Annotated in this window: 11 protein-coding genes and 1 pseudogene; 1 reads left to right on the top strand and 11 read right to left on the bottom strand. The window is 75.1% G+C overall.

Annotated features, from left to right (window positions below):
- The 4 genes and pseudogenes from IEY96_RS16460 to IEY96_RS16445 all read right to left on the bottom strand — a co-directional run.
- Positions 1 to 970 (bottom strand): annotated as a pseudogene (locus IEY96_RS16460) (SCO7613 C-terminal domain-containing membrane protein); the annotation flags it as partial.
- Positions 971 to 1,017: 47 nt separating this feature from the next.
- On the bottom strand, positions 1,018 to 1,338 hold the full coding sequence (gene cutA, locus IEY96_RS16455) for a divalent-cation tolerance protein CutA (protein WP_189195661.1): 321 nt from the start codon (positions 1,336 to 1,338) through the stop codon (positions 1,018 to 1,020).
- 56 nt (positions 1,339 to 1,394) lie between these two features.
- The gene (locus IEY96_RS16450) at positions 1,395 to 2,417 is read right to left on the bottom strand and encodes a 1-acyl-sn-glycerol-3-phosphate acyltransferase (RefSeq protein ID WP_189195660.1); all 1,023 of its coding nucleotides are present in this window, start codon (positions 2,415 to 2,417) and stop codon (positions 1,395 to 1,397) included.
- On the bottom strand, positions 2,417 to 3,250 hold the full coding sequence (locus IEY96_RS16445) for a patatin-like phospholipase family protein (RefSeq protein WP_189195659.1): 834 nt from the start codon (positions 3,248 to 3,250) through the stop codon (positions 2,417 to 2,419). Before IEY96_RS16445 ends, IEY96_RS16450 begins: the two co-directional genes overlap by 1 nt.
- A 176-nt stretch (positions 3,251 to 3,426) precedes the next feature.
- On the opposite strand from IEY96_RS16445, the gene IEY96_RS16440 reads away from it, so the two are divergent.
- Entirely contained in the window at positions 3,427 to 4,881 is a 1,455-nt protein-coding gene (locus IEY96_RS16440; protein WP_189195658.1) for a serine/threonine-protein kinase, read from the top strand.
- A 3-nt stretch (positions 4,882 to 4,884) separates the two neighbouring features.
- On the opposite strand, the gene IEY96_RS16435 is transcribed toward IEY96_RS16440, so the two are convergent.
- From IEY96_RS16435 to IEY96_RS16405, 7 genes are all read right to left on the bottom strand, one after another.
- Complete coding sequence (locus tag IEY96_RS16435; protein WP_373293579.1) at positions 4,885 to 5,946, bottom strand: glycosyltransferase family 4 protein; 1,062 nt, start codon at positions 5,944 to 5,946, stop codon at positions 4,885 to 4,887.
- Between the two features lie 130 nt (positions 5,947 to 6,076).
- Positions 6,077 to 6,748 carry a BON domain-containing protein gene (locus tag IEY96_RS16430; RefSeq protein ID WP_189195656.1) on the bottom strand — a complete coding sequence of 224 codons (672 nt, stop codon included), beginning with the start codon at positions 6,746 to 6,748 and terminating at the stop codon, positions 6,077 to 6,079.
- A gap of 133 nt (positions 6,749 to 6,881) precedes the next feature.
- Complete coding sequence (locus IEY96_RS16425) at positions 6,882 to 8,381, bottom strand: trypsin-like peptidase domain-containing protein (RefSeq protein WP_189195655.1); 1,500 nt, start codon at positions 8,379 to 8,381, stop codon at positions 6,882 to 6,884.
- A 62-nt stretch (positions 8,382 to 8,443) separates the two neighbouring features.
- Positions 8,444 to 10,000, bottom strand: a complete 1,557-nt coding sequence (locus tag IEY96_RS16420) for a sensor histidine kinase (protein ID WP_189195654.1) — start codon at positions 9,998 to 10,000, stop codon at positions 8,444 to 8,446.
- Positions 9,997 to 10,698 (bottom strand): response regulator transcription factor, encoded by a 702-nt coding sequence (locus IEY96_RS16415; protein WP_046571468.1) that lies wholly within the window; start codon positions 10,696 to 10,698, stop codon positions 9,997 to 9,999. The genes IEY96_RS16420 and IEY96_RS16415 overlap by 4 nt, the downstream gene beginning before the upstream one ends.
- Positions 10,699 to 10,772: 74 nt before the next feature.
- On the bottom strand, positions 10,773 to 11,396 hold the full coding sequence (locus IEY96_RS16410; RefSeq protein WP_189195653.1) for a PadR family transcriptional regulator: 624 nt from the start codon (positions 11,394 to 11,396) through the stop codon (positions 10,773 to 10,775).
- Entirely contained in the window at positions 11,393 to 12,232 is an 840-nt protein-coding gene (locus IEY96_RS16405) for a DUF4097 family beta strand repeat-containing protein (RefSeq protein ID WP_189195652.1), read from the bottom strand. Before IEY96_RS16405 ends, IEY96_RS16410 begins: the two co-directional genes overlap by 4 nt.
- Positions 12,233 to 12,302 lie beyond the last annotated feature (70 nt).

Raw genomic sequence — 12,302 nt, 5'->3', positions numbered from 1 at the left:
GATCCCCGCCGCCGGGCCGGGCTGGACCGGCCCCCCCGCCGGCCGACCCGACCCGGTCCGGACGCCCAGCGGCGGCCGGTCCGGCGCCGTCCCCCACCGGCGCCGGCCCATCGCCGCCCGGGGCGACCCGGCCTCGCAGGGCGACCACCACCACGAGGTCACCCAGCGCCAGCGCGGTCAGGACCAGCGCCCAGCCGGCGGCGGACGGCTCGGCGGCCACCGCGGCCAGGGGCAGCACCGGCTGGGCGGTCAGCAGCGCCGCGAACCAGGGCACGGTCAGCCGGCTCAGCCGCGCGTACCCGGCCGCGACCGCCGCGCCGATCCCCCCGACCAGCGCGGCGTAGCGGCTGCCCGGCCAGCCGGCCACCCCGAACAGGTTCACCGACCAGGCGGCGTACCCGTCGAGGAGCACCAGGAGCAGGCCCACCGCGGCGAACGTCTCGGCGGTGCCGCGCAGCCCGCGCGCCCGGGCCACCAGCGGCGCGGCGAGGGTGAGGGCGGTGAAGGCGAGCAGGATCAGCGCCCGCCCGGCGACCCCGAACGCGGCCCAGGCGACCGCCGTGAAGACCACGGCCGCGGTGCCGAGCAGCAGTCCACCGAGGACGAAGAGCAGGCTCTGCACCGCGCGGGTGGAGGTCTCCGCCCCGCCGGGGCGTACCGGGGCGGGGGCCGGCTGCGGGCGGGCCGGCGGCACAGTCGCCGCGGGCGCGACCGGACGCGGGGCCGGGATCTCCAGGCGGATGCGGGCGGCCAGCTCGGCCCGCCGCTGCCGGGCCGTGGACAGCCGGCCGGCCAGCTCCTGGTACGCGACCCGGGCCTCCTCGACCCGCGGCGTCAGCCCGGCGATCTCCCGGTCCAGCCGGACCACCTCGGCGGCCGGCGGGTACGGCGGGCGCCCGCAGCCGGGACAGCCGGAGGCGAGGTCGGCGGGTGCGCCGCAGCCGGGGCAGGGGTAGCCGGTGTTCTCCACCCCGCCAGCATCGTGACCGGCGGGGCGGGCGGACAGAGTAGGCGTACCTAGGGGCGGGTGTGGTCGTGCACCCAGGCCGCGTAGTCCGGGTTGCCGCTCTCCACCCGGGTGACCAGGATCTCCGGCACCTCGTACGGGTGGTTGGCGCGGAGCTGGTCGACGAGCGCGTCCACCCGGTCCGGCGCGGTCTTGAACTGGACCGACAACTCGGCCGTGGTCTGGATCGCCGACTGCCACCAGTAGGTGCTGTCCACCTGCCCGCCGACCTGGGCGCACGCCGCCAGCCGGCCGGCGACGGCCGCGGCCGCCAGCACGTCCGCGACCGCGCGGGCGTCCACCACCGTCGTCACCACGCAGATCTGCTCCACGAGCGCACCCTACGTGGCGTCCCGGCCGGTCCGCTGCACGCGCACCGAACCGATCCTCAGTCGGCGGCCACCCCGTCCCGGTTGGCGGCGATCCACCGGTCGATCCGGGCCCACCAGTCGAAGAGCCAGTCGATGCGCTCCTGCCTCCCGACCGGCACCTCCTCGGGCGGCACCGACCAGAACCGCATCACGATCCGCTTGTCCATGGGCAGCTCGCGCCACACGTCGGCGACGGTGACCATCTGGTCCAGCCCGGTGTGCGCCACGAAGATCACCCCGGCGTCCGGGGCGGCGTCGAGGGCGGCGAGCAGGCCGCCCGGCTGCGGGGCGAGCACGTGCTGCATCCGCTCGGCACGCAGCGCCATCCGCTCCAGGCCGAGGGCGCGCAGCCGGGCGATGGCCCGCAGCCGGCGCTTCGGCGTGAAGTTGCCGCCCTCCGGGAAGATCACGAACGCGTCGTCGTCGTCCAGGCCGGTGGCGAGGTGGCCGATCTGCCGGACCGCCGACTCCCGCCCGTCCGGCCCGGGGGCGATGAACCGGTTGGGCAGCCGGTTGAGCAGGATGTCGATCGCCGGGTCCCACTGGAGGGTCTCCTTCAGCACGATCCGGGGCTCCCGGTGGAACCAGTTCACCAGCGCGTGGATCAGGATGAACGAGTCGCCCGGGCCGGCGTGCCGGCAGAGCACCAGCTCGGGGCGGCCGGGCAGGGCGGTGTCCGGGTCGGTGCCGACCACGTCGATGCTCAGCCGCAACGTCCAGCGGGCCTGCCAGAACAGCACCCGCAGGAAGTGACCGGCGAGCACGTAGTGCGCCCGCTGGAAGGCCGGCGACCGCTTGCGCGCGCCGAAGCCCGAGGCGAGCCAGAGCGCGAAGAGGGCGAGCAGCGCGGCCGCGTCCCAGACCAGGTAGACGGTGCCGATCCAGAGCAGCCGCAGCGGCCGCAGCCGCCCCGGCACCAGCGGCGACGCGGCCAGGGCCAGCAGCGCCCAGGCCGGCAGGGTGGTCACGACGGCGACGGCGAGCAGCACCACGCCGGGCGCGAGCAGGATCCGGCGTAACCACCGCGGCGGCAGCGGCATCAGCGCTCCAGGGCGGTGTCCAGGTAGCGGCGGGAGGCGGTGTACGCCCGGCTGATCCGCCGCCCCACCGCCGCGATGTCCCGGTACGCCCACGGGCTGTCCTCGCGCGGCTCCAGGCCACCGGTCGGCAGCACGTGCACCTCCACCCCCTCGGGCAGCGCCGCCATCTCCCGGGCGAACCGGTGCCGGCGGGCGATCTCGAACGCCACCTGGGCGATCTCCCAGGGCCGGCGGGGCGGGCTCAGCTCGCGCTCGATCCGGCCCACCTGGAGCACGAAGATCTGCGTCGCCCCGGCCGCCACGGCCTCGCCGACCGGGATCGAGTTGACCACCCCGCCGTCGATGTAGTGCTGGCCGTCGATCTGGGTGGGCGGCAGCAGCCCGGGCACCGAGGCGGAGGCGAGCACCGCCGGCACCACCGGTCCGCTGTGGAACCAGTGCTCGGCGGCGCGCTCGATGTTCGCCGCGCAGCAGCGGAACGGCACGGTCAGGTCGGCGAAGGTGGTGTCCTCGCCCAGTTCGCTCTCCAGCAGCCGGCGCAGTGGCCGGGGCGAGTGCAGGTGGGTGCGCGCGGCGAACCGGCGCAACTGCCGGGCGACGGAGTCGCCGTACACCTCGCTCGCCTCCGGCGAGGCCCAGAGCCGGACCAGCCGGTCGGTGACGGCCTCGCTCGGGTCGGCGGCCACCAGGGCGCCGTTGACCGCGCCGATCGAGGTGCCGAGCACCAGGTCGGGTCGGATCCCGACGCGGAACAGGGCACGGAGCATGCCCACCTCGACCGCGCCGAGCACTCCCCCGCCGCCGAGCACGAACGCCACCGGACCGCCTGCCATGCCGTTCATCCTGGCACGCGCCGCGCAACCGGCCCGCCGCCGCCGGTCGGGCCGGTCGCCGCCGTCACCGGGCGCGACCGGGGCGGCGCGGGCCGCGACCGGGGAACGGACAGCCGTTGACAGGCCGGACACATTCCCGCAACCTGATAGCGCTCCCAAGCCCAGGCAGGTGCGATGTGAAGGCGACGCTGCACGCCGGCCGGCTGCTGGCCCGCAGGTACCGGCTCATCGACCAGATCGGGGCCGGCGGCATGTCGGTGATCTGGCGGGCCCGCGACGAGGTGCTCGACCGGGTGGTGGCGCTGAAGGTGCTCGCCCCCTCGCTCGCCGCCGACGCCCGGTTCCGTGACATGGTGCGCGAGGAGGCCCGCTCGGCCGCCCAGCTCGTCCACCCGCACGTCACCGCCGTGCACGACTACGGCGAGACCGTGGCGCCGGACGGTTCCATCACGTCGTTCGTGGTGATGGAGCTGCTCAGCGGCGAGGAGCTGGAACACCGGCTCACCGAGGGGCCGCTGCCCTGGCCGGCGGCGGTGGAGACGGGCGCACAGGTGGCCGAGGCGGTGGCCGCCGCGCACCGGCTGGGCATCGTGCACCGCGACATCACCCCGTCGAACGTGATGATGACCCGGGTCGGCGCCAAGGTGCTCGACTTCGGCATCGCCACCCGGGTCGGCGCGCCGGACGAGGACGAGGACGGCGGCACGTTCGGCACGCCGGCGTACGTGGCGCCGGAGCGGCTGGACGGGGCGCCGGCCCAGCCGGCCACCGACGTCTACTCGCTGGGCGTGCTGCTCTACGAGACGCTGACCGGGCAGCCGCCGTACCCGGCGGACACCTGGGACCAGCTCAGCGCGGCGCTGGCCGAGGACGCCGCGCCCACCCTGGACGGCGTACCCGGCCTGCCCGCGCCGGTCGCGGAGATCTGCCTGCGCTGCCTGGCCCGCGACCCGCGGCGGCGGCCCACCGCGCACCAGGTGGCGGCCGTGCTCCGCGACCAGCTGCTACCCGCCGACCCGCAGGCCGCCACCATGCTGGCCCCGACCGTGACCCTGCCGGCGCTGCCCGCCCCGGAGCGACCGCCGGCCGGGCCCGAGGCCCCCGCGCCCGTCCCCGCCGGGGCGTCCCGTCCCCGCCGGGCGCTGCCCCTGGTGGCGGTCGGCGTGGTGGTGGTCGCCGGCGCCGCGCTGCTGGTGCCCGCCCTGGTGCCGGACGAGAAGGCGCCGCCACGGGTGTCGCCGACCGCCGGGCCGGTGACGGTCCCGTCCGCCACGCCGCCCAGCCGAGGCACGCCGGCCACCACCGCGCCACCCGGCCCGACCCGCCGTGCGCCGGCGACCGGCGGCGCGCCGACCGCGCCGGCCGGCGGCAGCCTGGACGAGGCGGCCCACCGGGTGGAGGGGCTCATCGAGGCCGGGCTGGCGGCCGGGCAGATCCGCGGCGACGTCGGCGTGGACCTGCGCAACCTGCTGCGCAACGCCACCGCCGCGACCGGTGACGGTGCGCTGACCGCCGCCGTGGACCGGCTCCGCGGCAAGATCGCCGAGCGGCGGCGCGAGGGCAGCATCAGCGCCGAGTACGCCCGCCAGCTCGACGCCGCCGCCGCGGACCTCGCGACGGGGCGCACCTGAGGGTCAACCGGCGACGACGGGCGTGGCCTCGCGCCGCCCGGTGAACCCGGCCCGACCGGCCAGGAAGCTCCGGTAGACCGCCTCGTAGCCGGCGGCCATCCGCTCGACCGAGAAGTGCTCCGCCACGTGCGCGATGCTGTCCGCGGGGTCGAGGCGGGCCGCCGCCCGCAGCGCCGCCGGCAGCTCCTCCGCGCGGTCGCAGACCAGCCCGGTGACCCCGTCCTGGACCAGCTCCGGCACGGCGCCTCGGCGCAGCGCCACGACGGGCGTGCCGGTGGCCATGGCCTCCACCATCACCATGCCGAACGGCTCCGCCCACTGGATCGGCATGATGAGGCAGCGGGCGTCGACCAACAGCCGCAGGGTCGCCGCCCGGTCGGCGTTGAGCACCAGGGTGACGTCCTCGTCCAGCAGCGGCTCGACCACCTGCGCGAAGTAGCGGCGCTCGGCCGGCTCGTTGCACTTGCCGGCCAGGGTGAGCGGCAGGCCGGCCGCCCGGCAGGCGCGGATCGCCACGTCCGGGCCCTTGTCCGGGCTGAACCGGGCGAGCCAGAGCACCGGCCCGGGCCCCGGCGAACGCTTGTGCGGGAAGTCCCGCAGCGGCATCGCGTTGTGCACGGTGCCCACCCAGGGCAGGTCCGGGTTGGCGGCGCGCTGGGCGTGCGAGATCGCCACCAGCCCCACCCCGTGGTCGGCGTTGCTCAGCACGGTGCCGTACTCCCCCACGGGGTTGCCGTGCACGGTGGCCACGGTGGGCACCCGGCGCTGGCCCGCGACCATCGGGCCGATGGTGGTGTGGTCGTGCACCAGGTCGAAGTCGGCCGGGTCCACCAGCCGGTTGACGTGGGCCAGGTGGGCCAGCTCGGGCAGCGACTCGCCCAGCCGCTCGTACTGGAGGTCCGCGCAGGTGGAGACGAAGTCGGCGGCCGTGCCGTTCTCCCGGCCGGCACCGAACAGGGTCACCGTGTGGCCGCGGTCGACCAGCCCGTCCACCAGACCGGCCACCACCTGCTCCAGGCCGCCGTAGCCGGGCGGCGGGACGGACAGCCAGGGCGGAACCACCATCGCGATCCGCAGGGGCCCGGCCCGTGAGCGGTCCGACGGCGGCTGGTTCACGGCCACGAGTCCTCCCCGATGGTCCCCGGCGTACCCCGTCGGCGGCGGTTTCCCGACGCGTCCGGCGGTAAACGGCGGCTCAGCCGGCCACCACGATCCGGTCGTGCACCTCGCGTACGCCGGGCGTGGCCCAGGCCGCCCGTTCCGCCTCCTCCCGCTGCCACCACGAGCGGACCACCCCGTCGAGCACCACGGTGTCCCCGCCGACCCGCACCTCGATGCGTTCGGTGCCGGTCCGCCGGAACAGGACGCGTTGCAGGTCGCGGCGGTTCTGCTCGTCGCTGGGCGGGGTGGGCGGGCGCACCTCGACCAGGTTCGTCACCCCGCGTACGCCGCGCAGCCGGCGCAGCTCCCGCTCGGCGGTACGGCGCTGGAAGCCGTACTCCACCTCGCCGCGGAGCATGACCCAGCCGTCGGCGACAGTCACGTCGAGGCGCTCGGCGGGGACGAAGCTGTCCCACTCGAGCGCCCGGCTGGCCGCGATGGCGATGTCGGCGTCGGTGCGTGCCTCGGTGGCGGGCAGCTCGACCTCCAGGTCGCTGGCGACGGCGCGGACGCCCCGGACCCGGTGCGCGCAGCGCTCGGCGGCCCAGCGCCGGGCGTAGCTGTCCACCTGGCCGGTGAGCGAGACCACGCCGTCGGCGACGGTCACCCCGATCTCGGTCGGCCGGGTCTGCGCGTCCCAGTCCAGCTCGGCGAGCACGTCCCGCTGGATGTCCTGGTCGGTACGGACGGCGGAGGTGGTCGTCATGCCCCGAGGGTGCCGCCGGACGGGGTGAGACCGGCTCACCCGGTGCGGGTGAGGACGCGAAAAGGGCGGCGGGCGACGGAACCAACCCCCTTGGCTCCGTCGCCCGCCGCCCGTGGAGGAGGCAGGTCTGGTGTTAGGACGTCTCGGCGAGCGTCACGGTTGCCGTCTCGGTCGAACCGTTCCGCTTGAACTGGACCTCGACCCGGTCCCCGACCTTGCCGGCCTGCACGGCGCCGACCAGGTCGTTCGAGTCGTTGATCACCTTGTCACCGAACTTGGTGATGACGTCGCCCCGCTGGAGCCCGGCCTTCTCGGCGGCGCTGCCCGCGACCACGTCGGAGACCAGCGCGCCGCCGTCCTCCGCGCCGGCCACGCTGACCCCGAGGGACGGGTGGCTGATCTTCTCGCCGCGCTGGAGCTTCTCGGCCACGTTCTTGGCCTTGTTGCTGGGGATGGCGAAGCCGACCCCGATGTTGCCGTTGCTGCCCTGCCCGGCGGTGGCGATGGCGGTGTTGATGCCGATCACCTCGCCGCGGGTGTTGACCAGCGCGCCGCCCGAGTTGCCCGGGTTGATCGGGGCGTCGGTCTGGAGCAGGCCGGAGATCGAGCTGGCGCCCTGCTGCGGGCTCTGCTGCTGACCGCCCTCGCCGGCCTGGATGGTGCGGTCGCGGGCGCTGAGGATGCCGGCGGTGACCGAGCCCTGGAGGCCGAGCGGGCTGCCCAGGGCGAGCACCTGGTCGCCCACCTGCATGGCGTCGCTGTCGCCGAACTTGGCCGCCTTCAGGTCGCTCACGCCGTTGGCCTTGACCACCGCGAGGTCGGTCTTCGGGTCGGTGCCGACGATCTTCGCCTGGGCGGTCTTGCCGTCGGCGAAGACCACCTTCACCGTGTTGCCGCTCGCGGAGGCGACCACGTGGTTGTTGGTCAACACGTACCCGTCGGCGCTGAGGATCACCCCGGACCCCTCACCGCTGTCCGTCATGATCGTGACGATGCTGTCCTGGACGGCGGCCGCGATCTTCGGCAGGTCGGCGCTGTTGAGTACCGGAGCCGCGGAGTAGGTGCGCGTGACGGTGCCGTCGCCGTCGAGGGCGAGGGCGAGCGCGCCGCCGGCCACACCGGAGCCGAGCATCAGCGCCAGCGCGAGGGCGCCCGCACCGATGAACTTCCCGGCCCGGCTGGGCCGCGCGGGCTGCTGCGGGCCCCACGGCGGGACCGGCTGCCCGGCCTGGTGGACCTGGTGCGGCTGGTGCTGCGGGTACGCCTGGTGCGGCTGGTACGGCGGGACCGGGCCGCCGGCCTGCGACGGGTAGCCGCCCTGCTGCGACCAGGGGTTCTGCTGGTGGCCCCCGTACCAGGGGTGCGGCTGCTGCGGCTGCCCGGAGACCGGGTACGCCGCTGCCGCCGGCGGCGCGTACGGGCCGGCGGGCGCGGCCGGCGCCTCGGCCTGGCCGGCGGGAGCCGGGGCGGTGGTTCCGGCGGCCGGGGAGTCGGCCGGAACCGGCGCCACGGCCGGGGTGACGGTGGGGTCCGACTGCCCGCTCTCGGCGCGGGGCAGCTCGGCGGTCGGGTGCGACGGCTCGGCGTCGGCGGGAGCCGGCGACCGCTGCGGATCGGTCTCGTGGTCGGTCATGACTCCACCTTCTCCCCTGGCACTGCGACCAGCCTGGAACCCGCCTGAATGTTTTCTGAAAGTCACTCGCCGGGCTCGGGCGCCTCGGGCAGCAGCGGCAGCTTCACCCGGAAGGTGGCCCCGCCGCCCGGCGTCTCGGCCACCTCCACGGTGCCGTGGTGCGCGGCCACCAACGCGGCGACGATGGCCAGCCCCAGCCCGGTGCTGGTCGGCCCACCCGCCCGCCGGGTACGCGCCGCGTCCACCCGGTAGAACCGCTCGAAGACCCGCTCGGCCTGCTCGGGGGTGAGGCCGGGACCGGTGTCCGCCACCTCCACCACGGCCAGGTTCCCCGGCTCCGCCCGCAGCCGCAGGGTCACCGCGGTGTCCGCCGGGGTGTGGGTGAGCGCGTTGGTCATGAGGTTGCCGATCACCTGGCGCAGCCGGGCGTCGTCGCCGAGCACCACCAGCGGACCCACGCCCGGCTCGATCTCCAGCGTGATGGCCCGGTTCGGCTCCACGGCCCGGGCCGCCTGGACCGCGTCCGAGGCGAGCACCGGCAGCTCGACCGGGGCCAGCGCGATGGGCCGCTCCCGGTCCATCCGCGCCAGCAGCAGCAGGTCCTCGACGAGCAGACCCATCCGGGACGCCTCGTCCTCGATCCGGCGCAGCAGGCCGGCGGTCTGCTCCGGCTGCCGGGCCGCGCCCTGCCGGTACAGCTCGGCGAAGCCCCGGATGGTGGTCAGCGGGGTGCGCAGCTCGTGCGAGGCGTCGGCGATGAACTGCCGCATCCGCTCCTCGGAGCGGCGGGCCCGCGCCTCGGACGCCTGGGCCGACGCGGCGGCGTCCCGGGCGCTCACCTCGGCGCTGCGCGCCGCCGCCTCGGAGGCGGCCCGCGCCGTGAACGCCGCCTCGATCTGGGCGAGCATGGCGTTGAGAGCCCGGGAGAGCCGGCCCAGCTCGGAGGTCGGGCAGGCCCGCCCCTCCTCGGGGTCGGGCACCCGCTGGGTCAGGTCACCGCCGGCGATGGCCGCCGCGGTCCGCTCGATCTCCACGAGAGGCTTGAGGCTGGTACGCACGATGCCCGCCCCGACCGAGGCCAGGATGATCAGCACGGCCCCGCCCACCAGCAGGTCGATCCAGATGAGCTGCCCGACCGACTGGTCGACGGCGGTGAGGTGCTGCCCGAAGGCGATCACCCGGCCGTCGGGAAGGTCGGTATAGAGCATCCGCCACCGGGTCCGGCCGTCCAGCGAGCGGACCGTGAACGGCTCGCCCACCTGCTCCCGGTAGCCCGCGAAGTCGGCGGGGAAGGGCGGCAGCTCCTCGTCCCGGAGGCCGGTGTAGCGGGTGGGTGCTTCCACCGGCTGACCGGGTGTCGCCTGGGCGGCCACGTAGTCGGACGGAATGTTGATCTTGACCGGATTGCCGCCGGCCTGATCCAGCGACCGGGCCACGTTCATCGCGCCCCCGCTGAGCTGCTCGTCCACCTGTCCGATCAGGTAGTCGCGGAGCAGGAACGCGGTGAGCCCGCTGATCACCAGCAGGGCCACCGCCACCAGGGCGAGAACCGAGGTGACCAGCTTCACCCGCAGCGGGACGCTGCGCAGCCAGCCCTTCGCGTCGTGGACGGCGTTCACGCCGCCGGCTTGCGCAGCACGTACCCGACCCCGCGCAGGGTGTGGATGAGCCGGGGCTGGGTGTTGTCGACCTTGCGCCGCAGGTAGGAGATGTAGGACTCGACGATGTTGTCGTCGCCGCGGAAGTCGTAGTTCCAGACGTGGTCGAGGATCTGCGCCTTGGACAGCACCCGGTTGGCGTTCAGCATGAGGTAGCGCAGCAGCTTGAACTCGGTCGGCGAGAGCTGCACCCGCTGGCCGGCGCGGTGCACCTCGTGGGTCTCCTCGTCCAGCTCCAGGTCGGCGAAGGTGAGCCGGGAGGGGGCGTGCTCGCCGGTGGCGGTGCGCCGCAGCACGGCCCGGATCCGGGCGGTCAGCTCCTCCAGGCTGAACGGCTTGGTGACGTAGTCGTCCCCGCCCAGGGTGAGCCCACGGATCTTGTCGTCGGTGGCGTCCCGGGCGGTCAGGAAGACCACCGGGGTGCGCGTGCCGCCCTCGCGGAGCATCCGGATGACCTCGAAGCCGTCGAGGTCGGGCAGCATCACGTCGAGCACGACCAGGTCGGGCCGGTGGTCCTTGGCGGCGTTGAGCGCCGCGCTGCCGCTGGTAGCGGTGGCGACGTCGAAGCCGGCGAAGCGCAGGCTCGCGGAGAGCAGTTCGAGGATGTTGGGATCGTCCTCGACGACGAGCAGTCGGGCCTCGGTCTGGGTAGCCACCATGGCACCCATCATCCGCGCTCTCGCTGCGGCCGCGCTGGGTGGACCCTGGAAACAACCTGTGAGCCGCCGGGCCCCTAGCGGAGCAGCCGGCGGAGCCCGTCCAGTGCCCCGTCGAGCAGGCGGATGGCCGTACGGAGCTGGGAGTCAGTGAGCCGGCCGGCCCGCACCAGCGCGCCTACCTCGACGGTGAACGCGGCCAGCCGCTGGTCGAACTCGGCGAGCAGGGGCGGCTCCGCGCTCGGGCGGGGGCCGCCGCTGCTCGGCGGTCGGGTGGTCGGCGGCGGAGGCGCCCAGCGGGCCTGGCGGGTCTGCCGGGCCGCCTCGCGCAGCTCCCGCTTCAGGTCCCGGACCGAGCCGCGTACCTCGGTGCGGATCTCGCCGGCCAGCGCGGAGAGGTCCTCGACGGAGGCGGTGATGTCCGCTTCCAGGGTGGCCAGCTCGTCGGCGCGTTGCCGCAGCTCGGCGCGGCCCGCGTCGGTGATCTCGTAGACCTTGCGGCCGCCGGCGGCGGTGTGGCTGACCAGCCCCTCCACCTCCAGGCGCTGGAGGCGGGGGTAGATGGTGCCGGCGCTGGGCGCGTAGAGGCCGAGGAAGCGGTCCTCCAGCAGGCGGATCAGCTCGTAGCCGTGCTTCGGCCCGTCGTCGAGCAGCTTGAGCAGGTAGAGCCGGAGCCGCCCGTGACTGAACACGGCGGTCACGGCAGGTCCTCCACGTCGTCGGTGTCCTCGACGGGACGGGCGAGCAGCGCGATGCTGCCGGAGGTCGCGGACGCCCAGAGCTTACCGGCGCCCCCGCCGAGCACCCCGTGGCTGTCCTTCACCGCGCCGAACCCGTGCTGGCCGCCGCAGACCTGCGGGAAGCCGCTGGTGATCCGGCCGGATGTGGTGTGCAGGTGGACGGTGAGGTCGCTGTCCTCGCGGACCCGGACGGTGATGCTGCCGGAGATGGCGCTGAGCCGGATCTCGCTGCCGCGCGGGTTGTCCAGGTCGCAGGTGATCGACCCGGAGACCGCGTGGGCGCGCACGCGCTCGGGCGCGCTGTCGGCGAGGATCAGCTCGCCGGAGACCGTCTCCAGGGTGAGGTCGCCGCCGACGCCGAGCGCCTCGACCGGACCCGAGGTGACCTTCGCCGAGGTGCGGCCGCGCAGCCCCATCAGGGTGACCTGACCGGAGGTCACGTCGACCCGGGTGTCCCGGCGCAGGCCGGAGGCGACCAGCGAGCCGTCGACCAGTTGCAGGTCGGCCAGCACGTGGGCGGGGACGGCGATGGAGACCTCGGCCCGGAACCGGCGGCCGAGCTGGCCGAGCCACCAGAGCACTCCCGGCCAGCGGGGCGGTCGCTCGTGGCCGACGCTGAGCCGGCCGTCGCGCAGCTCGACGCGGACCGGCTGCCGGCTGACCCGGGTGACGTCCACGCGGGCCGGCCCGTCCGTGCCGACCACGTTGAGCCGGCCGGAGATGAGCCGGACGTCCAGCCGGGTGACCGGCTCGTCCAGGGTGATGCGTTGCGGACTGTCGACCGTCCAGCTGGTCATGGCGTCCTCCCCTCGGTGACACGCCGACGGCGTGTTGAGTGATGGGAGGAGCATAACGCGATACATCGCG

Source organism: Micromonospora fulviviridis (genome assembly GCF_014648395.1).
Classification (GTDB): Bacteria; Actinomycetota; Actinomycetes; order Mycobacteriales; family Micromonosporaceae; genus Micromonospora; species Micromonospora fulviviridis.
This window is presented reverse-complemented; position numbering and strand designations above follow the sequence as displayed.

What these genes read in the sequence shown, in the direction of transcription:
- IEY96_RS16425 (WP_189195655.1), bottom strand. Translation starts at nt 8,381, where the DNA reads ATGACCGACCACGAGACCGATCCGCAGCGGTCGCCGGCTCCCGCCGAC.
- IEY96_RS16445 (WP_189195659.1), bottom strand. Translation starts at nt 3,250, where the DNA reads ATGGCAGGCGGTCCGGTGGCGTTCGTGCTCGGCGGCGGGGGAGTGCTC.
- IEY96_RS16405 (WP_189195652.1), bottom strand. Translation starts at nt 12,232, where the DNA reads ATGACCAGCTGGACGGTCGACAGTCCGCAACGCATCACCCTGGACGAG.
- IEY96_RS16435 (WP_373293579.1), bottom strand. Translation starts at nt 5,946, where the DNA reads ATGGTGGTTCCGCCCTGGCTGTCCGTCCCGCCGCCCGGCTACGGCGGC.
- IEY96_RS16415 (WP_046571468.1), bottom strand. Translation starts at nt 10,698, where the DNA reads ATGGTGGCTACCCAGACCGAGGCCCGACTGCTCGTCGTCGAGGACGAT.
- IEY96_RS16430 (WP_189195656.1), bottom strand. Translation starts at nt 6,748, where the DNA reads ATGACGACCACCTCCGCCGTCCGTACCGACCAGGACATCCAGCGGGAC.
- IEY96_RS16450 (WP_189195660.1), bottom strand. Translation starts at nt 2,417, where the DNA reads ATGCCGCTGCCGCCGCGGTGGTTACGCCGGATCCTGCTCGCGCCCGGC.